Raw genomic sequence first — 22,953 nt, forward strand, 5'->3', positions numbered from 1 at the left:
AAATTCTGGAGAAGTTGATGCCACGGATTCTGGTGGTCGACGATCAGAAGGATGTGCGCGCCATGATCTCCATGGTGCTGCGCGTCAATCAGTTCGACGTGGTCGAAGCGGGAACCGCCGCGTCCGGACTGCAGCTGTTCCGCGACCAGGCATTCGATGCGGCCATCGTCGACATCTATCTCGATGATTCCAATGGGCTCGATCTCATCGGTAGCATGCGTGCGCTGGTTCCCGACGTGCCGGTGGTCGCCGTCTCCGGCATGAACGCCTTCGATGGCGCGTCGATGTCGGACGAGCTGACCCGTGTCGTGTACTTGCAGAAACCGTTCCGCCCGGCGGAGCTGATGCGCGCCGTCGAAACGGCCCGGTCGGCAGTCGCGGCGAAGGGGGCCGCATCGCTTTCGGCCTGTGCCGGCTGAGCCGGCCTGCTACTTTCTCTCCGTATGACGGAGTTTCGCAATTTCCTTCAGGCGCTTCGACAAAACGCCCCGGTCGATGACCGGGGCGTTTGCATCCAGCTGATGATCGAAGCGGGAGTTCCTATCAGGATCCCTTGCCGCCGAGCTCGGCGTAGCCGCCCTTGGCGTCCCATTTGTAGACGACGTAGTCGATCTGCTTGATGTCGCCCTTGGCGTCGAAGCCGAGCTTGCCCAGCACCGTGTCCCACTCGCCGGCCTTGATGGTGTCCATCACCTTCTTGGCGTCGGTGGTATTGGCCTTCTTCACCGCCTGCGACCAGACCTGGATCGCGGCGTAGGTGTAGAGCGTGTAGCCCTCGGGATCGATGTTCTTGGCCTTGAACTTGTCGACGATCGCCTTCGCGCTCGGCTTGTTGCGCGGCTCGGGGCCGAAGGTGAACAGCGTGCCTTCCGCGGCAGGACCGGTGATCGAGGCGAACTCCTTGTCGTTCATCGCATCGCCCGCCATCAGGATGGTCTTCAGACCCTGGTCGCGCATCTGGCGCAGGATGAGGCCGGCTTCCTGATGATAGCCGCCGACATACACGAGATCGATGTTGTCACGCTTCAAGCGGGAGACGATCGCGTTGAAGTCCTTGTCGCCCTTGTTGTAGGACTCGAACATTTTCTCGGTGACGCCGGCCTTGTTCAGCGCCTTCTTGGTCTCGTCGGCGAGACCCTTGCCGTAGGTGGTCTTGTCGTTGAGGATCGCGATGTTCTTGCCCTTGAAGTTCTTCGCGATGTAGTTGGCGGCGACGAGACCCTGCTGGTCGTCGCGGCCGCAGACGCGCGCCACGTTCCACAGCTTGCGCTCGGTGAACAGCGGGTTGGTCGAGGCGGGCGTGATCTGCAGGACGTTGCTGTCGGCATAGGCCTCGGAGGCCGGGATCGACGACGACGAGCAGAAATGGCCGGCGACGAACGGAATGCCGGAGCCGGCGAGCTTTTCGGCAACCGAGCGCGCCTGCTTCGGATCGCAGGCATCGTCACCCACCTGCAGTGCGAGCTTCTTGCCGAGCACGCCGCCGGCGGCGTTGAGGTCGGCCACCGCCATCTCGGCGCCGTTCTGCATCTGGCGGCCGAAGGCCGATTCACTGCCGGTCATGGGGCCGGCCACGGCGATGTTGATGTCTTCGGCGAAAGCTGCGGTCGAGAGCGCCAGCGATGCGCCCAGAGCCAAGCCGATGAGTTTGAGTGGTTTCATGAGAAATCCTCGCGGGGGGTAGGTCGACACGGAACGGCCCGAACGGCGGGCCGCAGACCGCGCGCATTGTGGCTGATTTTCCGGCGAAGTCACCGGCAATTTTTGACCACACCTACGAAGGACTAAGGCCATTCTGGCCGGGTTTTGAGGGCCCGCCTCAGTGGCGGCCGCCCTCAAGATAGGCGGCGCGGATCTCTGGCCGCTGCAGCAGCTCGGTGCCGGTGCCCGACAGCGTAATCATGCCGTTGACCAGTACGTAGCCGCGATGGGCGAGCTTCAGCGCATGATTGGCGTTCTGCTCGACGATCAGCACGGTGAGCCCGTCCTGGCGGTTGAGTGTCCGAATGGCGTCGAAAATCTGGCGGGCGATCAGCGGCGCCAGGCCGAGCGAGGGCTCATCCAGAAGCAGCAGGCGGGGCCGGCTCATCAGCGCGCGCCCGATCGCAAGCATCTGCTGCTCGCCGCCGGACAGCGTGCCGCCGCGCTGGTCCATGCGCTCCTTCAGCCGGGGAAACAGCGCGAAGACGCGCTCCAGCGTGGCGGCCCGCTCGGCGTCGGTCGTCTCGCCGGCATCGGCGCCCATCTGCAGGTTTTCCGCCACGCTCATGCGCGGAAAGATGCGGCGTCCCTCGGGCGACTGTGCGATGCGCAGCCGCGCGATCTGATGCGTCGGCACCTGCGTGATGTCGTTGCCGTCATAGACGATGTGCCCGGAGCTCGCGCGCGGGCGGCCGAAGATCGACATCATCAGCGTCGACTTGCCGGCGCCGTTGGCGCCGATCAGCGCGACGATCTCGCCGGGCTTGATGTCGAGATCGACGCCCTTCAGCGCTTCGATCTTGCCGTAGGACGCGCGAAGATTGCGGATCGCGAGCAGGGACGCACTCACGCCTCGGCCTCCATCACGGCTGCGGCCTCTTCCTCATCGGTGCCGAGATAGGCGGCGATGACCTTCGGGTCGTCGCGGATCTCGCGCGGCGTGCCCTCGGCGATCTTGACGCCGTAGTCCATCACGACGACGCGGTCGGAGATTTCCATGACGACGCTCATGTCGTGCTCGATCAGCAGGATCGACGTGGCGTGATCGGCCCGGATCGACAGCAGCAACTCGCTCAGCGCCGCACTCTCCCGCGCGTTGAGGCCGGCGGCCGGTTCGTCGAGGCAGAGCAGGGCCGGCGAGGTGCACATCGCACGCGCGATCTCCAGCCGGCGCTGGTCGCCATAGGCCAGATTGCCGGCCGCGTCGTCGGCGCGGTCGATCAGACCGACGCGCTTCAGCCAGAACACCGCATTGTCGATCGCGCTCTGCTCGGCCGCGCGCCACGAGGGCACGCCGAGCAGGCCGAGCAGCGTCATGCCGGACGCGCGCATCAGCGCGTTGTGCTGTGCGACCATCAGGTTCTCGAGCGCCGTCATGCCCGGAAACAGCCGGATGTTCTGGAACGTCCGTGCCACCTTGGCCTGCTTGGAGATGTTGAAGTCCTTCAGCTTCTGCATCTCGAACTGCGCGCCGTCATCATGGGTCAGGCGGATGACGCCGGAGGTCGGCTTGTAGAAGCCGGTGATGCAGTTGAACACGGTGGTCTTGCCGGCGCCGTTGGGGCCGATCAGGGCCGTGATCTGCGTGCGTTGTGCGGTGAACGACAGCGCATTGACGGCGACGATGCCGCCGAAGCGCATGGTGAGGTTTTCGAGTGCGAGAATGGGAGCGGAGCTCATCCGTGGCCTTCCTTGACGAGGTCCGAAGAGATGCTCTTGGATTTTTCCAGGAATACGGTCGGCGCGCGATGGCCGACAATGCCGCGGGGACGCCAGATCATCACCAGCACCATGGCGAGACCGAACACCAGCATGCGGTAGTCCTCGAGGCTTCTGAACAGCTCGAAGCCGCCGATCATGGCGAGCGCCGCCAGTGCCACGCCGAGCTGCGATCCCATGCCGCCGAGCACGACGATGGCGAGCACCAGCGCCGATTCCTGGAAGGTGAAGGATTCCGGGCTGATGAAGCCCTGGCGCGTCGCGAAGAAGGCGCCGGCGAAGCCGCCGAACATCGCCCCGGTCGCAAATGCGGTCAGCTTGGTGGTGGTGATGTTGATGCCGAGCGCGCGGCAGGCGACCTCGTCCTCGCGCAGCGCTTCCCAGGCGCGGCCGATCGGCAGCCGGCGCAGCCGGATGGTGACCCAGTTGGTCAAGAGCGCCAGCGCCAGGATCAGATAGAACAGGAAGACGATGCGATGCGTCGGCGAGAACGGGATGCCGAGCATCGACGCAAGGCCGCCTTCGCCCGGTGTGAGCGGAATGCCGAACAACGTCGGTCGCGGAATCCCGGAGACGCCGTTGGGACCGCCGGTCACGTCCTGCCAGTTGATGAGGACGAGGCGGATGATCTCGCCAAAGGCCAGGGTGACGATGGCGAGGTAGTCACCGCGCAGCCGCAGCACCGGAAAGCCGAGCAGCACGCCCCAGAATGCGGCGAGGATGCCGGCGAGCGGCAGGCAGATCCAGAACGACAGGCCGAAGGTGGTCGAGAGCAGGCCGTAGGAATAGGCGCCGACGGCGTAGAACGCGACGTAGCCGAGGTCGAGCAGGCCGGCGAGACCGACCACGACGTTGAGGCCCCAACCCAGCATGACGTAGGTGAGGACCAAAATGCCGAGGTCGAGGATGTAACGCTGATTGTAGAAGATCACCGGCACCAGGAGGGTGAAGATCAGCAGCGCCGGCGCGAGATAGCGGCCGGCGACCGACATGCCGCTCTGCACGGACGGCGGAACGAAGCTGCCGAGGCCGCCGCGCGGTCCGAGCCATAGCCGCAGCAGCTCGACCACGATCGAGCCGACGAACACCGCCGCAACCAGGCTGGCGAGGTCGCCGAAGCGGGTCCAGTATACGAGCTGGCCGCTCTGGCCCGCTTCGGTGCGGACGCCGACCATCAGGGAGAACAGGCCGAGAGCGACCAGTGCGCTGAGAAAGGCCTTCCTGAGGATGAAGGCGGCTCCAACCGGTTCGGAGCCTTTCGACGAGGCGGGAAGGGACGCGCTCACGCGGACTCCATCTTCAGACTTTTTCGACTTCGGGCCGGCCGAGCAGGCCGGTCGGCAGGAAGATCAGCACCACGATCAGGATCGAGAACGCCGCGACGTCCTTGTACTCCACGGAAAAATAGGCCGACCAGAACGTCTCGATCAGTCCGATCGCGAGGCCTCCGAGCATCGCGCCCGGCAGCGAGCCGATGCCGCCGAGCACCGCCGCCGTGAACGCCTTGATGCCGGCGACGAAGCCCATGAAGAAATCGACCAGGCCGTAATACAGCAGGTACATCATGCCGGCGACGGCGGCGAGCGCCGCGCCGATCACGAAGGTCATCGAGATCGTGCGGTCGACGTCGACGCCGAGCAGTGCCGCCATGGTCTGATCCTGCTCGCAGGCGCGCATGTCGCGGCCGAGCCGTGTGCGGGATACCAGCCAGGTGAATAGCGCAAGCAGGACGATGGTGGTGATGACCACCACGATCTGGATGTTGGAGAGCTGGACGACGAAGCCGCTCGCGCCCTCGTGCAGCGTGTAGCCGCCGGTGATGATCGGCGGCACCGGCTTGACGCGCGCGCCCTGCGACACCTGCGAATAGTTGGTGAGCACGAACGACATGCCGATGGCGGACAGCATGGGCGCCAGGCGGAACGAGTGCCGCAGCGGGCGGTAGGCGACGCGTTCGATGGTCCAGCCATAGAGCGCCGTGATGGCCATCGACACCAGCAGCACGATCAGCAGGATCACCGGAACCGCAGTCAGGCCCAGCGATACCAGCACCAGGAAGGAGATCAGCGCGATGAAGCCGCCGATCATGAAGATGTCGCCATGGGCGAAATTGATCATGCCGACGATGCCGTAAACCATGGTGTAGCCGATGGCGATCAGGCCGTAGATCGAGCCGAGGACGAGGCCGTTGATGAGCTGTTGCGCGAAATAATCCATGAACTGCCGTGGGTGAGACTGCCGATACCGGTTCGCAACGCGGCGGGGGCCTTGCAGAGCGGGTGCTGGTATGCCTGGAGATGCACCCGCGCCCAAGGCGACGCGTGCGGCAGTACTAACAGCTAGGAACCGGGTGCCGCAACAGCGTGCAGTGCCACAATTGCGGGCTTATCCCGCCTCCTTTGATGGCGCGGTTCCCCTGCCTTCCTCGGGGCCGGCCGTCGCCATCAAACGAACGCCAGGGAACCCAGCACCGAGCGCCGAAAAGGGGGGTTCTCGCACTGGTTGCGGCGCCGCTATATGCCGCTACCGCTGTCTTCCGGCGGCCCAGGCACTTTCCCCATCAGCTTCGACTGAAGCCGGACCAGGGCGTCGCGCAGCCGCGTCGCCTCGTCGTACCGGGTTTCCCGAGCCAGCAGGCCGGAGAACGGATCTTTCACCATGGTCTCGGCGCCCTGGGCGAGACGGCGCATCGGCGTCGCCACCCATTGCGCGGCGAAATTGAGCAGGACCAGAATCGAGAACACGCCGCCGGCAACATTGAACCAGAACGAGCGCACCAACTGGCGGGTCGGGGCCATCGCGGCAACGGCGTCCTGCCGGACCAGGACGGACCAGCCGAAGCTCGGCAGATCGGCGTAGCCCACGGTGGGGATGGTGACGGTGAAATAGTCCTTGTCGTCGGGCCATCGCTCGATGAGCGCGACCGAGGCCCCGCGGCTTGCGGCCTGCGCCGAGCCGATCGTCAGTTGCTTGCCGACGAGATCCGGCGGCCCGAACAGCACGATACTTTCGCGCGACAGCAACACCAGGTCTATGTTGCGCGACGCCAGCGCCGCGACGGATTCGATCACCCATTTCCAATCGACTTGAGCCCCGATGACGCCGCCGGGAGTGCCGTCGCGCATCAGCGGAGCCGACATGGCAATGAAGCGGTACGATCCCGAAGCGGTCTGCGACAACCGGTCTAGCGCCTCCGACTCGTGGGCATCAACAGCCGTCGGCGTCCCGAGACCCTGCCGGAACCAGCGCATGTCGGCCACGCTTCGTCCTTCCAGCATCCGGTCCTTGCTCGCGATCACCTTGCCGCCGGGGTCGGCGATGCCTAGCCAGGCATAGCGCGGCTCGAGCTCGCTCACGAACTGGATCTGTCGGCGCGCCTCGGCGACGTCGGCTGGGTCGATGATCGCGGCGAGCCGCGACACGTCGCTCCACGTGCCGTACATCTGTCGCGCCAGCAGGTTTGTGCTGAGCTCACCGCGGGTCCTCAACTGCTCGATCGCGAGTTCCTCGCCGCGCCGCTGCAGAGACGCCGAATAGAGGATGGCAACGGCCAGCGCCGTCACGACGATCAGCGTCGCGCCGCCGATGAACACCGTAGTCTTTAAGCTCCACCGTCGCCCTGTCATCGGCTTCTCCTCAATCGGCCATGGCTCGCGCCAGCTCATGCAGCATGCGGCCGAGATCGCCGCTGTCGGCGCCGGGCGCTCCGCTCGCCGTGTGCAGCCGCTCGATGATCTGCGCGCGCTGTAGCGGGGTAACAGCAAATATGAGTCGGTAACCGTCGTTGGTCGGTGCCGCGACCGTGGTCTCGACGTCCCCGACCAGCGGAAGGGTGAGCGTGCCGGTGGCGCCGGTTGCAAGGCCGACCGGCCCGCTGACGCGTGCGCCGCCGGGACCGAGATTGACGATCCAGCCGCGTTGCGCCCGGCCGTCGACTGTCAGGGTGATCGGCTCGACGATCTGGCGTTGCGGCCGGTTGTACCGTGGGCGATCGATGCAAACGGCGATCGCCACCGACAGCACCAGAATGTTGTAGATCGTCCAGAACATCACGACGACGACGCCGTCTCCGGCGGTCCCCGCAGTATTGAAGACGAAGTCGGTCGTCAGCGGCACGATCAGGCCGCCCACCGAGAGTGCGAGCAGGATGATGAATGGCGCCATCAACCGCCACTGGATGATGATCTTCGCCCGGTCCCCACCTTTGGCCGTTACCGCGAATTTGTGCGGTCCTTTGGTCAGCAGACCGAGTGCGCCGGCGCGGGCGATCGGCCATGCCACGATCAACTGCGTGACATCGTTGAGGATCGGCGTGAACAGCCGCTTGGAGATCCAGTTCAAGGTCGCCATCAGCGCGAGATAATATGGGGCGTAGTAGCTGATGACGTTGATGGCGGTGGCGTTGACCACCATGATGCCGGTCCACCAGTATAGCAGCGGACAGACCACGCCTGCGAGGCGGAATGAAAAGGCCGTGGTCCAGTAGAGAAACGAGTCCAGGACGCTCACGCGGTCGATCAGCTTGAGGTTGTTGTGTCCGAACGGGTTGTAGACGTTGCGGACGATCTGCATCATGCCGAGGCACCAACGTCCGCGCTGCGTCATGTATTCCGGCAGGCCTTCGGCCGCGAGACCTTCCGACAGGGCCTCGTTGAGGTAGACGGTTCGCCAGCCGTGTTCGGACAGCCGCAGCGTGAGCAGGAAATCTTCGGTGACGCTCTCGGTCGGCACGCCACCGATCTCCTCGACGGCGTGAGCCCGTAGCATCGACGAGGTGCCGCTGCAGGCCGCGATGCCCCAGGCGTCGCGCGAAGGTTGGACATTGTCGAAGAAGTGGCGTTGATCGTCGGGATATGCCGCGCCGATGCCGAGATTGTGCTGAATCGGGTCCGAATTGAAGAAGTGCTGAGGCGTCTGCACGAGACCCACGGTCGGCTCGTGAAACAACGCCAGCGTCCGCTCAATGAAGTTGAGATGGGGTACGAAATCGGCGTCGAATATGGCGACGAAGTCCGGCCGGTCCGCATCACGCGCCCGCAGCCGCAGGGCGTTGTTGATATTGCCGGCCTTGGCGTGCGACTTATCGGTGCGGGTGATATAGCCGACGCCGTGCTCGGCGCAGAAATCCCGCAGCCAGGCCCGGCCGCCGTCGTCGAGGATGAACACGCGAAAGGCCGGATACTCAATTGCCTTGGCGCCGACGACAGTTCGCTCCAGGACCTCGATTTGTTCGTCGTAGGTCGGGATGAAGATATCGACTCGAGGCGGCGGCCCCGGAAGCCACCAGCCGGCATGGCGATCGGCCTCCGTGCTCCGCTCCTTGGTTCGAACCATGATCGTGAAGGCCACGGTCGAGGACAGAAGCGTCAGCGCTTCCAGAATGGCGAAGCCCCAGCTGAACGCCGCATCGATCGTCCATCCCAGTGGGGCCAACGTCGCGGTGAAACGCCAAGCCATATAGCGCCAGCCCAGGAGGATGGAGCCGGCCAGCAGGAGAGCCCGCCAGTACCATTTCTTCGGGCTGAGCAGCGGCAGCACGAGAAGGCGCAGTCCGATGACGACCGCAACGCCTGCGATCGCGGACAGGAACGGTGACAGCGTCGGCATCAGTAGCCGTACCGCGTGACGAAGCGGCGGAATGCCGCGATTGGCCCGCTGGTGAAGATCACCCGGCCGGTGCGCCCGATCGCGCAGGACAGGTCCGGCTGCTTGGCGAGATCTGGCACCGCCACGGTGACGTCGAAGCGCTGCAAGTGCTGCGGCGTCGGGCCGACGGCGAGATTGGCGTAGAGCTGCGAGGCGCCCGAGCCGCCGAGACGTGTCACCGTTCCATCGAATATCCGGTCGTCGCCGAACAGACGGAACTGCACCGGGACACCGATCGACAGGCTGTCGTAGAGCCTTTCGGGAACGCTCGCGGTCACCACGAGACTGTTGCAGTCCACCAGCTTGACGAGATCCTGACCGCGACGGGCATACTCGCCATCGTCGACGAGGAAGTCCCAGGCCATGCCCGGCACGCGGGCCCTCAGCGTCGCCGAGGTCAGTCGGTTGATCCGGAGGCGCTCGGCGTTGATCTGCTGCTCGTACTGGACCTGGCGGGATTGGATCTGCTGCTCGTCCACGGCAAGTTCGGCGAGACGCAGGTCGAGCTCGTGGATGCGCTGCATCGAGAACGGCACGTCATTGTAGGAGTCGCCGATGAAGACCCCCGATTGCGCGGAGCCCAGCTCGGTCTCGAAATAGTTGGTGCGCTGCTTCGCGCTTTCGACATCCTGCTTGGCGATATCGAGCGACACGCTGGCCTGGTCGAGGCTGGCAATCGTCTGGACGCCGCGTTCCTTCAGCTCGTTGGCCCGCGTGAAGGTGAGATCCGCGAGCTTCAGCCGGGCGGCCGCGGCATCTTCCGCCGCCTTTGCCTCGGCGATGCGTGCCGCGATCTGCCGGACGCGGCCGGTCTTGTAGTTGGCCGACTGGGTCGCGAAGGCGGCCCGGGCCTGCTCGAGCGCCGAACGCTGCGCTGGAACCCGCTTGAGCGCGATCTTCTGCTCGTCACGTTCGCGCTCGAGATTGAGCAGGCGCGTGGTGTCGAATCGGTCATCGACGATCTCGGCCATGAGTTCCCCGGCATTGACCCTCGCGCCGATATTGCTCACCCCCAGCGTCACGCGGCCTTCGATCGGCGCGCGCACGACGTACAGCCGGGCATTGACGGTCGCGTCGCCTGAAGTTCCCGCGAAATGCTCGCCGATCAGGATGTAAAGGCCGCCGGCGAGCAGGAGGATGCCGACGAAGATCCGAGCTACTCTCATGCGGTACTCCCGCTCGGCAGCTGCCTGCCGCATCATCATCCCGCTGTGCGAAACGCAGTGGTGCTCGTGTTAAGATAGTATTTAATTGTCCGGCTACTTTGACGCTAGTCAAGAACACCGATGGGGCGGCACAGAATTGCGAGGCGCCTGGACGATATCAGCGGCTGCCGCCGCGATCGGGCTGCCGGCGCATCGATCGTGCCCCGATGCAGGCGTCGGCGACGGCGGTCTTTCGCCGGAGGAGCCGCATCGCGGGGGGGGGGGGAGGAAGACCGAGCGGGCGCAATGTTCGATGCGATGCAGATGTTCGAGGACGCGTCAATGGTCGGAAAGGCCGCTGTCACGCGGATATTCGAGGCCTGACCGGCGAGGTCATCAGCACCGTCTCCACGGCGATTGGACGGTGGACTCTCGCGCCCGTCGCCCCCCTGTTAAGGTAAACGAATGGTTTAAATTGCCGTGCGGGTTTGCCGGGCGTTAGCTCGTCTGGAAATCGGCCGGACGGGCGGTTTGTGGGATGCAAAGGTGGGCGTGACATGATCAAGGATTGCGTGATCAGGAATTGGCGGCTCAGCTGCGTCAACGGTGTGCTGCTGGCGCTCTATTTCGTGCCCGCCTGGACCATCATCGCGTTTCAGATCATGGTTTCGCCGATCCAGGGGTTGTTCGCGCGGCCGAATATCGCGGTGGCGCTGTTCATCAGCGACCATCTGCAGCTGTCGGGCATCGAGACGGTCCGTGCCGCCTGGCTGCTTGCGCTGGCGCGACTGACGGTCGCAGGCTTCTTCGCGATGTTCCTGGTGCTGATCCTGGTTCCGCGGGTGCGAAAGGTGGCCGGCTATGTCGAGGCGCTGTCGATCGGGCTCGGCTTCGGCAGCATGCTCGCCTTCTTCAGCATGATCATGGCCGCCAAAGTCGGGGAGCCCCAGGCCTTGCGTCTGCATGCCACGGAACTCCTGATGCTGCTCGGCACGGCCATCGTCATGCTCGTGGAGAAGCCGTCGACGCAGGCCTCGCCGTCTTCCGCATCCGCTCCGCCGAAGATGATGGAGCCCACGGCGACACCGTCGCCGCAGCAGGCATGACGCCCCGATCCGTCGCGGTGCGTCAGCGCTGGGTCAGAAAGCCCAGCACGGCATCGTTGAACTGGCCTGCCGCCTCGACATTCGAGATGTGCGCGGCATCGACGATGGTCATGCTGGCGCCGGCGATCCGGCTGCGGATCGCTTCCGCCATCGCGATCGGCGTCGACTTGTCGTAGCGGCCGGCCACGACGAGGGTAGGGCTCTTGATGGCTGGCAGATCCTCGCGCAGGTCCAGCGCCCGCAGTGCTTTGCAGCAAGCGAGATAGCCCTCGACCGGGGTGGCCGTGAGCATTGCCTTCATCCGATCGGCGACATCAGGATTGTGATCACGAAACTCCTGCGTCAACCAGCCGGCGATGACCGTGTCGGCAATTCCAGCGAGTCCGCTGTCCTCGACCGCCTTGATGCGGGCGTCCCAGATTGCCGGATCGGGGTAGTAGCAGGTGGTGTTGGCGAGCACGAGCTTGCCGACGCGTTCAGGGGCATGGGCGGCGAGCCACTGCCCGACCATGCCGCCCATCGACACGCCGCACCAGTGCACCTTCTCGATGTTGAGGTCATCGAGAATCGCCAGCGCATCGCGGCCGAATCGCTCGATCGAGTAGGGCCCGGGCGGCACTTGCGATTTGCCATGACCGCGCCGGTCATAGCGGATCACGCGGAACACCTGCGTGAAGGCGCGCATCTGCGGCTCCCACATCTGCAGGGTCGAGCCGAGCGAGTTCGACAGCATCAGGGTCGGCCCGCCGTCGCGGCCCTCGACGGTGACATTCAACAGACAGCCATCGGCATCGATCATCGGCATGGGCGGAATCCTTGTCGCAGGCGGTCGCGCCGCCGGAGGAATCGTGCAGATTTGATGGCGAACTAAGCACCGCCGCCGCCGTCTGCCAATCAAAACCCGACGGCGGCGAGGTCCGGAATGCTGCGGTGCTCCGGCTTTTCTGCAACGCTTCCGGGCGCTGCCCGCCCTTCCTTTTGGGCGTTCGGTGCTTTACTTGAATGCCTCTAACCGCGCCAATCGGGGGGAGATGCACATGGCAATGACGATGACGGGCGAGGTCCAGCTGGCCGCTTCGCGAGAGCAGGTCTGGGACAAGCTGAATGATCCGGAGGTGCTCAAGACCTGCATTCCCGGCTGCGAGGAGCTGGAGAGGACCGAGGATGGCGGCCTCCGCGCCGTCGCCAAGATGAAGGTCGGACCGGTCTCCGCGCGCTTCAAGGGCAAGGTGACCTTGAGCGATCTCGATCCGCCGAACGGCTACAAGATCTCCGGCGAAGGCGAGGGCGGTGTCGCCGGATTCGCCAAGGGTGGTGCGGTCGTCGCGCTGGCGGACAAGGACGGCGGCACGCTGCTGACCTACAATGTCGAAGCGCAGATCGGTGGCAAGCTGGCGCAGCTCGGCCAGCGGCTGATCAACGGCACCGCCAAGAAACTCGCCGACGAGTTCTTCGCCAACTTCGCCAAGGCGGTTCAAGGCTGATCGCAACCGACCCATGCGCGGCCGGGGGCGAGGTTGCCCGCCGCCGGGAGCGCCCATATGATGGTTTTCGACTGATTTTGCTGGGCTGCGCTGCAGTGCAACGCTGTGGCGCGGATAATAGAGAGTCCTGAATGGCCAAGATTTCCATGATTGTGAACGGTAATCCCGTCACGGCGAACGTCGATCCGCGGACGCTGCTGGTGCAGTTCCTGCGCGAGAATCTGCGCCTCACCGGCACCCATGTCGGCTGCGACACGTCGCAATGCGGCGCCTGCGTCGTCCATCTGGATGGCAAGGCGGTCAAGTCCTGCACGACCTTGGCCGTCATGGCCGATGGTCATGAGGTCAGGACGATCGAGGGGCTCGCCGCCGACGGCGCGCCGCTGCATCCGATGCAGGAAGCGTTTCGCGAGCACCATGGCCTGCAATGCGGCTTCTGCACGCCCGGCATGATCATGACCGCGGTCGATCTCGTCCATCGCAAGGGACATGAGCTCAGCGAAGAGACCATCCGCGAGGAGCTGGAGGGCAATCTCTGCCGCTGCACCGGCTATCAGAACATCGTGCAATCGATCGCCGCCGGCGCCAAGGCGATGGCCAAATCGGACCTCGCCTAAACGTCTGACCTCGCCTTAGTCCGCCCGCTGCGCACAGGACATTTCCCCATGTACGAATTCAAATATCATCGGCCGGCGACCGTGCGCCAGGCCGCCAATCTCCTCACCAAGAACGAAGACGCCAAGCTGGTCGCCGGCGGCCACACGCTGGTGCCGGTCATGAAGCAGCGGCTCGCAAGCCCCCCGCATCTGGTCGATCTCTCCCATGTCGAGGGGCTCGATACGATCGAGGTGAAGGGCCGCAACCTCGTGATCGGCGCGATGGCGCGTCACGCCGACGTCGCCAACTCCGCCACTGTCGGCGAGGCGATTCCTGCGCTCGCACATCTGGCGAGCCTGATCGGCGATCCCGCGGTGCGCCATCGCGGCACCATCGGCGGCTCGATCGCCAACAACGATCCGACCGCGGACTATCCGGCGGCATGCCTCGCGCTCGGCGCCACCATCGTCACCAACAAGCGCAAGCTGAAGGCCGAGGAGTTCTTCCTCGGGCTGTTCACGACCGCGCTGGAGCCCGACGAAATCATCACCAAGGTGAGCTTTCCGCTGGCGAAGAAGGCGGCCTATGTGAAGTTCCGCAACCAGGCCTCGCGCTACGCGCTGGTCGGCGTGTTCGTCGCGCGCCGTCCGTCGGACGTGCGGGTCGCCGTGACCGGGGCCGGCGGCAACGGCGTGTTCCGCGTCACCGCCTTCGAGGAGGCGCTGCAGAAGCGGTTTTCGCCGAAGGTGCTGGAAGGCATTCCGGTCTCGGCCGAAGGCCTCAACAGCGACATTCACGGCAGCGCCGAATATCGTGCCCATCTGATCGGCGTGCTGGCGCGCCGTGCGGTCGATGCGGCCAATACCGGCGCCAAGGCCTCAACCGCGTCGGAGGGAGCCGCCGAACCCGAGGCTCCGGCTTCGTGACGGACGCGTCAAGAAGGAAGCGGTCTCGCCCATGAGTGCTCCGGCCCTGCCAGCATCGGTCGACGCGATGCTCGAATTGTTGTCCTCGCGCGGCTATCTGGCCGAGCGATCGCTGGCGACGGTGACCTATCTGTCGCTGCGCATGGGCCGGCCGCTGTTCCTCGAAGGCGAGGCCGGCGTCGGCAAGACCGAAATCGCCAAGGTCCTGTCGGCGGCGCTCGGCCGCAAGCTGATCCGGCTGCAGTGCTACGAGGGTCTCGACGTCGCCTCCGCCGTCTACGAATGGAACTCGGCGGCGCAGATGATCGCGATCCGGCTGGCGGAAGCGGGCGGCGAGGTCGACCGCGATCAATTGACGTCGGACATCTTCGCCGACCGCTACCTGATCAAGCGCCCGCTGCTGCAGGCGCTGGAGCCGGATGTCGCCGGCGCGCCGGTTCTGCTCATTGACGAGCTCGACCGCGCGGACGAGGCGTTCGAGGCCTATCTCCTCGAGATCCTCTCCGACTTCCAGGTCACGATCCCCGAGTTCGGCACCGTCAAGGCGCCGCATCCGCCGATCGTCATCATCACCTCGAACCGGACCCGCGAGATCCATGACGCGCTGAAGCGGCGCTGCCTGTATCACTGGGTCGATTATCCCTCCGCCGAGCGCGAGCTCGCCATCGTCAAGACCCGGCTGCCCGGCATCTCGCAGCGGCTGTCGCAGCAGATCGTGCGCTTCGTCCAAGCGCTGCGCGACCAGGATTTCTACAAGTCGCCGGGGGTCGCCGAGACGCTCGACTGGGCGACCGCGCTGACCGAGCTCGATGCGCGCTCGCTGAACGCCGAGGTCGTCGGCGACACGCTGGGCGCGCTGTTGAAATATCAGGACGACATCGCCCGCATGCAGGGTGATGCGTTGAACAAGGTGATCAAAGACGCGACCAGCGAGACGTAGTTCACGCTGGTGCCTCTAACAAAGGTCGTCATTCCGGGATGCGTGCGCAGCACGCAGGCCCGGAATCCATAACCACGATCGTGAGTATGGATTCCGGGCTCGCCCTTCGGGCGCCCCGGAATGACGGTCTCAAGTTGAGGTGTGTCTGGAATGACGAGGGGATAGAGCCATGCCCACCAGCATCAATCACCTCGCGCCGCCGACCGGCGGCATCGCCGACAACATCGCCGGCTTTGCGCGGGCGCTGCGCGCCGCGGGCCTGCCCGTCGGGCCCGGCGCCGTCATCGATGCCATGACCGCGCTCGAGGTCATCGACATCGGCAAGCGGCCGGATGTCTTCGCCACGCTCGAATCGATCTTCGTCAAGCGCCACGAGCACGCGCTGATCTTCGCCCAGGCCTTCGACCTGTTCTTCCGTCCCGCCGAGGAATGGAAGTCGATGCTCGATTCGGTGCCGCTGCCGGACCACGCCAAGAAGAAGCCGCCGCCGGCCTCGCGCCGCGTCCAGGAGGCGATGTCGCAGCCGCAGATGCATGAGGAGCCGCAGGCGCAGGAGCAGGACCTGCGGCTCTCGGTGTCCGACCGCGAGGTGCTGCAGAAGAAGGACTTTGCGCAGATGAGCGCGGCGGAGATCGCCGACGTCACCAGGGCGATCGCCAAGATGCGGCTGCCGCAGGCCGAGCTGAAGACGCGCCGCCACACCACCGATCCGCGCGGCCACCGCATCGACATGCGCAAGACCCTGCGCCAGGCGCTGCGCACCGAGGGCGAGATCATCAATTTCCATCGCCTGGGGCGGATCGAGAAGCCGGCGCCGATCGTGGCGCTGCTCGACATCTCCGGGTCGATGAGCGAGTACACCCGCCTGTTCCTGCATTTCCTCCACGCCATCACCGATGCGCGCAAACGGGTCTCGGTGTTCCTGTTCGGCACGAGGCTGACCAACGTGACGCGGGCGCTGCGCCAGCGCGATCCCGACGAGGCGCTGGCGAGCTGCTCGGCGAATGTCGAGGACTGGGCCGGCGGCACCAGGATCGCCACCTCGCTGCAGACCTTCAACAAGCAGTGGGCGCGGCGCGTGCTCGGGCAGGGCGCCATCGTGCTCTTGATCTCCGACGGGCTGGAGCGCGAGGCCGACAGCAAGCTCGCCTTCGAGATGGACCGGCTGCACCGCTCCTGCCGGCGGCTGATCTGGCTCAACCCGCTGCTGCGCTATTCCGGCTTCGAGGCGAAGGCGCAGGGCATCAAAACCATGCTGCCCCACGTTGACGAATTCCGCCCGGTGCATAACTTGACCTCGATCGAGACGCTGATCTCGGCGCTGTCGTCGCCGCTGCCGCCGCATCAGCGCAGCGCGATCCGGCCCGCCGCCTGAGAGGGAGATGACCATGCTCAATCGCGACGAAGACATCCTCAGGGCCGCCGAGGACTGGCACAAATCCGGTCACGGCGTGGCGCTCGCCACCGTGGTCGAAACCTGGGGCTCGGCCCCGCGCCCGGTCGGCTCCAACCTCGTGATCAACGACGAGGGCACCTTCCTGGGCTCGGTGTCCGGCGGCTGCGTCGAGGGCGCGGTCGTCACCGAGGCGCTGGACGTGATCTCCAGCGGCCAGCCGAAGATGCTTGAGTTCGGCGTCGCCGACGAGACCGCCTGGAACGTCGGGCTGTCCTGCGGCGGCACCATCCGCGTGTTCGTCGAGAAAGTGGGCTGACCGATGCAACTTGCAACGCTGGCAGAACTGAACGCCGAGCGTGCCGCGCGTCGCCCGGCCATTCTCGTCACCGACGTCGCGTCCGGCGCGCAGCGCCTGGTCAAGGCCGCCGCCATCGCGACTGACCCGCTGCGCAACGAGCTGTCGACGCATCTGCGCATGGGCAAGAGCGGCATGGTCGAGGTGGACGGGAAGCGGCTGTTCCTCAACGTCTACGCCCCGACGGCCAGGCTCGTGATCATCGGCGCCGTCCATATCAGCCAGGCGTTGGCGCCGATCGCCAAGTCGCTGGGCTATGACGTCACCGTCGTCGATCCGCGCACGGCCTTCGCCAGCCCCGAACGCTTCCCCGACGTGCCGCTGATCGCGGAATGGCCCGACGTGGCGCTGCCGCCGCTCAACGTCGATCACTACACGGCCTTCGTCGCGCTGACGCATGATCCCAAGATCGACGATCCGGCGCTGCTGCACGCGTTCTCGCGCGACTGCTTCTACATCGGCGCGCTCGGCTCGCGGAAGACGCATGCCAAGCGTCATGATCGGCTACGGGCGCAGGGCGCCAGCGACGCCGACATCGCCCGCATCCATGCGCCGATCGGGCTCGCCATCGGCGCGGTGTCGCCGTCGGAGATCGCGGTCTCGATCATGGCCCAGATCACCGCCACGTTGCGGTTGCCGGCCAAGGAGAAAGAGCAGGCGGCATGAAGTTCGGTCCTGCCAGTCCGGCCGATGCGATCGGCGGGGTGACGGTGCACACCCTGCGCAAGGGATCATTGGTGCTGAAGAAGGGCACGCTGATCGGTCCCGCGGAGGTCGAGGCGCTGGCCCGGGAAGAGGTCAAGGAGATCGTCGTCGTCCGGCTCGAGGCCGGCGACGTCTCTGAGGACGAGGCGGCCGCCGATGTCGCCAAGGTCGTCGCCGGCGCGGGCATTCACGTCGATCGCGCCTTCACCGGGCGCGCCAATCTGTTCGCGGCGCAGCCCGGCGTGCTGATGATCGACCGCGCCGCGGTCGAGCGCATCAACGGCGTCGACGAGGCCATCACCTTTGCGACCCTGCCGGCGTTCAAGCCGGTGGTCGAAGGCGAGATGGTCGGCACCGTCAAGCTGATCCCGTTCGGCGTCGAAGGCCGCCTGCGCGATGCCGCCGTCGCTGCGGCGGGCAGGGGCGCGCTCAGCATCGCCTCCTATGTGATCAAGCGCGTCGGCGTGGTCTCGACGCTTCTTCCTGGGCTCGCGCCCAAGGTCATCGACAAGACGCTGCGCGTCACCGCAGAGCGGCTCGCACCGGCCGGCGCCACCATCATCGCCGAGCGCCGCGTGCCGCATGAGCAGGCCGCGCTGGCGGCTGCGATCAGGGAGCTGCTGGCGCTGGGCGCCGAGCTCGTCATCGTGTTCGGCGCGTCCGCGATCGCCGACCGCCGCGACGTCATTCCCGCCGCGATCACCGGCATCGGCGGGGCCATCGAGCATTTCGGCATGCCGGTCGATCCCGGCAATCTGCTCTTGATCGGCAATGCCGGCGGTGTGCCGGTGCTCGGCGCGCCCGGTTGCGCCCGCTCGCCGGCCGAAAACGGTTTCGACTGGGTGCTGATGCGGCTGCTCGCCGGCATCAAGGTCACCCGCGCCGAGCTGACCGCGATGGGCGTCGGCGGCCTGCTGATGGAAATCGTGACGCGGCCGCAGCCGCGTGCCAAGCCGGAGGCCGAGGGCGAACGCAAGGTCGCCGCGGTCGTGCTTGCCGCCGGACGCTCGACCCGGATGGGGGGGCCGAACAAGCTGCTGGCCGAGCTGGACGGCAAGAAGCTGGTGCGGATCGTGACCGAGCAGGCGTTGGCCTCCAGGGCCTGCGAAGTCATCGTCGTCACCGGTCATCAGGCCGAGCTGGTCGAACAGGCGCTGTCCGACCTGAAGGTCCGCTTCGTCCGCAATCCCGATTTCGCCGGCGGCCTCGCCAGCTCGGTGAAATCAGGCATTGCCGCGGTGCCTGAGGGCGTCGATGGCGCGGTCGTGTGCCTCGGCGACATGCCGATGGTTTCCTCGGATCTGCTCGACCGTCTGATCGCCGCGTTCGCGCCCGATCGCGGCAATTTGATCGTGGTGCCCGTGTCCGAAGGACGCCGCGGCAACCCCGTGCTGTGGTCGCGCCGCTTCTTCGCCGAGCTGATGACGCTGGACGGCGACGTCGGCGCGCGGCACCTGATCGCCAAGCACACCGAGGCCGTCGCCGAGGTGCCGGTCGACGGTGACAGCGCGTTTCTCGACATCGACACGCCGCAGGCGCTGGAAGCCGCGCGGCGTGGCTGAGCCCACGTAGCCCGCCCTCAACCTCCCATTCACCAAGTCTCAACGACCCCCGGCTAGATTTGCCGACATTGGGCCTCGGGGGAGGAGAGAGTGATCATTTCGACCGCTGCGCGACGTTTCGCGCTGTTTGCATTTGGACTGACCGTGATCGTTGCTGCCGCGCGCATCGCGAGCACCAGCGCCATCAGCCCGGCCCACGCCGCCGGCGCGTTCGCCATGGGCCAGTGCGCCGCCTACGGCCAGGCGTTCGACTATCCCGCCGAGCATCTCGCCAAGGCCGCCGCGCTGAAGCAGTGCAAGGGCGACTGCACCGCGGTGACGATGAAGAAGGCCTGCGCCGCGTTCGCGGTCGATCTCACCAATCCCTGCGGCGCCCACGGCTATGCTGTTCGGCCGACGATCTCGACCTCACTCAACGAGGCGACCCGGGAATGCTACAAATATGGCGGCAAGGAATGCGTCATCCGCGCCTGGGTCTGCGACGCCAAGGGTTGATTCAAGTCTGATGATCTCAACGGCTCGGCTGCCGGGGTTCCACGTCCGCTTTCATTTCGATGCTTCACCCCGAGAACGGCTCGGCTATTCTCGGCGTTCGATGACATCGAACCCCGGAAGTGACATGCAATTCGACACCAAGATCGCGCTGATCATCCGCAACGATCTCGAAGCCTGGCAGAAGCTCAACGTCGCGGCGTTTCTTTCCAGCGGCATCGCCGCCGCATTTCCCGAATGCATTGGCGCACCTTATGAGGACGGCTCGGCAACCCTGTATCACGCGTTGATCGGGCAGCCGATCCTGATCTACGGCGCGCCGGATCGTGCCGCGCTGGCGCGTGCTCTGGATCGGGCGCTGTCGCGCAGCGTGAAGCCTGCGCTCTACACCGAGGACATGTTCAAGACCACGCATGACGAGGCCAACCGCGATGCCGTGAAGGCGGTGGCGCGCACCGATCTCAATCTGGTGGGACTGGCGTTTCGTGCCGAGCGCAAGGTGGTCGACAAGGTCGTCGACGGACTCAAATTTCACGCCTGACAGAAACGGGCGCATTGCGCTGTCATCAAACTGTTACTTCATGCGGCGGCGCGGCTTGACGCCGATCAAGACCGGACGACTCCGACGTCGTTAGTTTGCGCCGCGACATGAGGAGCAGACAGATGCAGACCATGAAAGCCGCCGTCGTCAAAGCCTTTGGCAAGCCGCTGGTCATCGAGGACGTTCCAATTCCTGCGCCGGGACCCGGCGAGATTCTGGTCAGGGTGAAGGCCTGCGGCGTCTGCCACACCGATCTTCACGCCGCCTCCGGCGATTGGCCGGTGAAGCCGGTGCCGCCGTTCATCCCGGGTCACGAGGCGGCCGGCATCGTCGCGGCGCTCGGCCCAGGGGTCACCGACTTCAAGGTCGGCGACGCCGTGGGCGTGGCTTGGCTGCACGATGCCTGCCTGCGCTGCGAGTATTGCGAGACCGGCTGGGAGACACTGTGCGAGCACCAGCACAACACCGGCTACAGCGTGAATGGCGGCTTTGCCGAATACGTGATCGCGTCCGCGGCGTTCGCCGCGCGTCTGCCGGCCAATGTGGACTTCGCCAGGATCGCCCCGATCCTCTGCGCCGGCGTCACCACCTACAAGGGCTTGAAGGAGACCGACACGCGGCCCGGCGAGTGGGTGGTGGTCTCCGGCGTCGGTGGCCTCGGTCATGTCGCCATCCAGTACGCGAAGGCGATGGGGCTGAAGGCGATCGGTCTCGATATCGCCGATGACAAGCTGAAACTCGCGCTGGAGGCGGGCGCCGAACATGCCGTCAACGCGCTCGACAAGGATGCCGTGGAGCAGGTGATCCGGATCACCGGCGGCGGCGCTCATGGCGTGCTGGTCACCGCGGTGTCGACGCCGGCTTTTGCCCAGGCGCTGCACATGGTCCGCCGCAAGGGGACGGTCAGCCTTGTCGGCTTGCCGCCGGGCGAATTCCCGACGCCGATCTTCGATGTCGTGCTGAAGCGCATCACCGTGCGCGGCTCGATCGTCGGCACCAGGCGTGACCTCGACGAAGCCATTGCGTTTGCCGCGGACGGCAAGGTGACGGCCGAGGTGACCACGGCGCCGTTGTCGGAGATCAACACCGTCTTCGACCGCATGAAGGCCGGCAAGATCGACGGTCGCGTGGTGCTCGACTTCGGCTGATCAGCATGACCGATTGGTGCGCCGCCGCGCCGAACACTTCGCGGCGGTTTGATCTGGATCAGGAAGGGGGACGCGCGGCGCTGGCACAAATTGTTCATGGCAGCCGTCACCAAGATCGTCTTCCTCGGCGCGAGCAGCGCGTCCTTCGGACTCAGCGTTTTCCGAGACCTGTTCTCGACGCATGATCTCGCCGGTTCGACGCTCGTGCTGATCGGCCGCGATCCGGTCCGGCTTGCCCGGTCGGAAGCACTCGCCCGGCTGCTCAACGACCTCTCCGGCGCCGGCCTCAAGATCGAGGCGACCACGGATTGGCGCGCGGCGCTCGACGGCGCCGGCTTCGTGATCCATGCCACCGCGATCGACCGCAACCGCCTGTGGAAGCTCGATTTCGAGGTGCCGCGCAAATACGGCATCCGACACACGCTGGGTGAGAATGGCGGGCCTGGTGGATTGTTCTTCACGCTCCGTACCCTGCCGGTCGTCTTCGACTTCGTGCGCGAGATGGAGCGGCGCTGTCCGGACGCGCTGTTCATCAACTTCTCCAATCCCGAGAGCCGCATCGTCCTCGCGCTCGGGCTTCACAGCCGCGTCGCGCATATCGGCCTGTGCCACGGCATCTTCATCGCGCGCAGCCAGGTGGCCTCCATTCTGGGACTGCCGGAGCAGCGCGTGGACGTGTGGGGCGCCGGGCTCAATCATTTCCAATGCCTCGTGCAGATCCGGGATCGCGACACCGGGGCCGATCTCTATCCACTGCTTCGCGAAAAGGCTGCGAGCCACGACCCCAAGGTCGCGCCACTGACGCGGGCGCTGTTGCGCGACTTCGGCTTCTGGCTGGGGTGCGGCGACAGCCATGTCGGCGAGTATCTCGCCTATGGCTGGGAAGCGGGCGAGAGCGGGTACGACTTTGCGTGGGACGAGGCGGAGCGGGCCAAGCTGATTCGGCAGATCGACGAGGTCCTGGCGGGCAAAGCCGGCATGCCGGACTGGTGGCGAATGCCATCCGGAGAGCGCGCGGTCACCGTGATCGGTTCGGTGCTGCACGATCGCAAGCAGGTCATCGAGTCCGGCGTCGTTCTGAACCGTCACGTCATTCCCAACCTGGCTGCCGAGGCCGCTGTCGAAGTGCCCGTTGTCGCGGATCGCGTCGGCATCCATCCGGTTTCGCTGGGCCCGCTTCCAGATGCCGTCGCCAAGCTGATGTCGGTCCAGGTTCAGGTTCAGCAACTGGCGGTGCAGGCGGCCATGACGGCGTCCAAGGATCTCGCCTTGCAGGCGCTCCTCATCGATCCCGTCGTCAACTCGGCCGCCGCCGCGCGCCAGATCGTGGACGAGCTTTGGGAGATCAATCGGCCTTACATCAGGTCCTGCGCGTGATCGCGCTGACTTCGTCTGATGAGGGGCCGCGCGCGGTCGGGTCGGGCTCCTGACCCGCGCCGACGGCTCAGCCTTCTCAGGGCCTCTTTACAATGACTGACTAGTCAGTCATA

General features: G+C 65.7%; 23 protein-coding genes. 14 read left to right on the forward strand and 9 right to left on the reverse strand.

Features of this window, described 5'->3' with window-relative positions; translation table 11 throughout:
* Window positions 1-17: 17 nt before the first annotated feature.
* Window positions 18-419, forward strand: a complete 402-nt coding sequence (locus ACQR10_RS11275; RefSeq protein ID WP_315801147.1) for a response regulator — start codon at window positions 18-20, stop codon at window positions 417-419.
* Window positions 420-543: 124 nt separating this feature from the next.
* Here ACQR10_RS11275 and ACQR10_RS11280 read toward each other — a convergent pair whose 3' ends face one another.
* The 8 genes from ACQR10_RS11280 to ACQR10_RS11315 all read right to left on the reverse strand — a co-directional run bounded on the left by ACQR10_RS11280 (window position 544) and on the right by ACQR10_RS11315 (window position 10,232).
* Entirely contained in the window at window positions 544-1,662 is a 1,119-nt protein-coding gene (locus tag ACQR10_RS11280; RefSeq protein ID WP_315714776.1) for a branched-chain amino acid ABC transporter substrate-binding protein, read from the reverse strand.
* Window positions 1,663-1,819: 157 nt separating this feature from the next.
* Window positions 1,820-2,551: an ABC transporter ATP-binding protein gene (locus ACQR10_RS11285; protein ID WP_315801146.1), complete on the reverse strand. Its 732-nt coding sequence runs from the start codon at window positions 2,549-2,551 to the stop codon at window positions 1,820-1,822.
* Window positions 2,548-3,381 (reverse strand): ABC transporter ATP-binding protein, encoded by an 834-nt coding sequence (locus tag ACQR10_RS11290; protein ID WP_315801145.1) that lies wholly within the window; start codon window positions 3,379-3,381, stop codon window positions 2,548-2,550. Before ACQR10_RS11290 ends, ACQR10_RS11285 begins: the two co-directional genes overlap by 4 nt.
* Complete coding sequence (livM, locus tag ACQR10_RS11295) at window positions 3,378-4,706, reverse strand: high-affinity branched-chain amino acid ABC transporter permease LivM (protein WP_315801144.1); 1,329 nt, start codon at window positions 4,704-4,706, stop codon at window positions 3,378-3,380. The genes ACQR10_RS11290 and livM overlap by 4 nt, the downstream gene beginning before the upstream one ends.
* Before the next feature lie 13 nt (window positions 4,707-4,719).
* On the reverse strand, window positions 4,720-5,637 hold the full coding sequence (locus ACQR10_RS11300) for an ABC transporter permease subunit (protein ID WP_315801143.1): 918 nt from the start codon (window positions 5,635-5,637) through the stop codon (window positions 4,720-4,722).
* A 296-nt stretch (window positions 5,638-5,933) separates the two neighbouring features.
* The gene (locus tag ACQR10_RS11305; protein ID WP_434846356.1) at window positions 5,934-6,983 is read right to left on the reverse strand and encodes a hypothetical protein; all 1,050 of its coding nucleotides are present in this window, start codon (window positions 6,981-6,983) and stop codon (window positions 5,934-5,936) included.
* 73 nt (window positions 6,984-7,056) lie between these two features.
* On the reverse strand, window positions 7,057-9,027 hold the full coding sequence (locus ACQR10_RS11310; protein ID WP_316215955.1) for a glycosyltransferase family 2 protein: 1,971 nt from the start codon (window positions 9,025-9,027) through the stop codon (window positions 7,057-7,059).
* On the reverse strand, window positions 9,027-10,232 hold the full coding sequence (locus ACQR10_RS11315; protein WP_316215956.1) for an HlyD family secretion protein: 1,206 nt from the start codon (window positions 10,230-10,232) through the stop codon (window positions 9,027-9,029). Before ACQR10_RS11315 ends, ACQR10_RS11310 begins: the two co-directional genes overlap by 1 nt.
* A 536-nt stretch (window positions 10,233-10,768) precedes the next feature.
* Here ACQR10_RS11315 and ACQR10_RS11320 point away from each other — a divergent pair.
* Complete coding sequence (locus ACQR10_RS11320; protein ID WP_316215957.1) at window positions 10,769-11,317, forward strand: hypothetical protein; 549 nt, start codon at window positions 10,769-10,771, stop codon at window positions 11,315-11,317.
* Window positions 11,318-11,339: 22 nt separating this feature from the next.
* Here ACQR10_RS11320 and pcaD read toward each other — a convergent pair whose 3' ends face one another.
* On the reverse strand, window positions 11,340-12,122 hold the full coding sequence (gene pcaD, locus ACQR10_RS11325) for a 3-oxoadipate enol-lactonase (protein WP_316215958.1): 783 nt from the start codon (window positions 12,120-12,122) through the stop codon (window positions 11,340-11,342).
* Between the two features lie 232 nt (window positions 12,123-12,354).
* Here pcaD and ACQR10_RS11330 point away from each other — a divergent pair, with 232 nt between their 5' ends.
* From ACQR10_RS11330 to ACQR10_RS11385, 12 genes are all read left to right on the forward strand, one after another.
* Complete coding sequence (locus ACQR10_RS11330; RefSeq protein ID WP_315801136.1) at window positions 12,355-12,801, forward strand: SRPBCC family protein; 447 nt, start codon at window positions 12,355-12,357, stop codon at window positions 12,799-12,801.
* Between the two features lie 131 nt (window positions 12,802-12,932).
* Window positions 12,933-13,418 carry a (2Fe-2S)-binding protein gene (locus ACQR10_RS11335; RefSeq protein WP_006612357.1) on the forward strand — a complete coding sequence of 162 codons (486 nt, stop codon included), beginning with the start codon at window positions 12,933-12,935 and terminating at the stop codon, window positions 13,416-13,418.
* Window positions 13,419-13,466: 48 nt separating this feature from the next.
* Window positions 13,467-14,324, forward strand: coding sequence for an FAD binding domain-containing protein (locus ACQR10_RS11340; RefSeq protein WP_315801135.1), 858 nt, complete (start codon window positions 13,467-13,469; stop codon window positions 14,322-14,324).
* A 31-nt stretch (window positions 14,325-14,355) separates the two neighbouring features.
* On the forward strand, window positions 14,356-15,264 hold the full coding sequence (locus ACQR10_RS11345; protein WP_315801134.1) for an AAA family ATPase: 909 nt from the start codon (window positions 14,356-14,358) through the stop codon (window positions 15,262-15,264).
* A gap of 169 nt (window positions 15,265-15,433) precedes the next feature.
* Complete coding sequence (locus tag ACQR10_RS11350) at window positions 15,434-16,639, forward strand: vWA domain-containing protein (RefSeq protein WP_316215959.1); 1,206 nt, start codon at window positions 15,434-15,436, stop codon at window positions 16,637-16,639.
* Window positions 16,640-16,652: 13 nt separating this feature from the next.
* Window positions 16,653-16,976, forward strand: a complete 324-nt coding sequence (locus ACQR10_RS11355) for an XdhC family protein (protein ID WP_315750017.1) — start codon at window positions 16,653-16,655, stop codon at window positions 16,974-16,976.
* A gap of 3 nt (window positions 16,977-16,979) precedes the next feature.
* Complete coding sequence (locus tag ACQR10_RS11360; protein WP_316176906.1) at window positions 16,980-17,681, forward strand: XdhC family protein; 702 nt, start codon at window positions 16,980-16,982, stop codon at window positions 17,679-17,681.
* A complete protein-coding gene (locus ACQR10_RS11365; RefSeq protein WP_316215960.1) occupies window positions 17,678-19,282 on the forward strand; it encodes a molybdopterin-binding/glycosyltransferase family 2 protein in 1,605 nt (534 codons plus the stop codon). Before ACQR10_RS11360 ends, ACQR10_RS11365 begins: the two co-directional genes overlap by 4 nt.
* Window positions 19,283-19,372: 90 nt before the next feature.
* Window positions 19,373-19,777, forward strand: a complete 405-nt coding sequence (locus ACQR10_RS11370) for a DUF4189 domain-containing protein (RefSeq protein WP_315801130.1) — start codon at window positions 19,373-19,375, stop codon at window positions 19,775-19,777.
* A gap of 124 nt (window positions 19,778-19,901) precedes the next feature.
* Window positions 19,902-20,315 (forward strand): DUF2000 family protein, encoded by a 414-nt coding sequence (locus ACQR10_RS11375; RefSeq protein WP_315759242.1) that lies wholly within the window; start codon window positions 19,902-19,904, stop codon window positions 20,313-20,315.
* A 122-nt stretch (window positions 20,316-20,437) separates the two neighbouring features.
* Window positions 20,438-21,463 carry an alcohol dehydrogenase AdhP gene (gene adhP, locus ACQR10_RS11380; protein WP_315801129.1) on the forward strand — a complete coding sequence of 342 codons (1,026 nt, stop codon included), beginning with the start codon at window positions 20,438-20,440 and terminating at the stop codon, window positions 21,461-21,463.
* Between the two features lie 96 nt (window positions 21,464-21,559).
* Window positions 21,560-22,840, forward strand: coding sequence for an alpha-glucosidase/alpha-galactosidase (locus ACQR10_RS11385; RefSeq protein ID WP_316215961.1), 1,281 nt, complete (start codon window positions 21,560-21,562; stop codon window positions 22,838-22,840).
* Window positions 22,841-22,953 lie beyond the last annotated feature (113 nt).

The organism is Bradyrhizobium sp. HKCCYLRH2060 (genome assembly GCF_051168135.1).
Classification (GTDB): Bacteria; Pseudomonadota; Alphaproteobacteria; order Rhizobiales; family Xanthobacteraceae; genus Bradyrhizobium.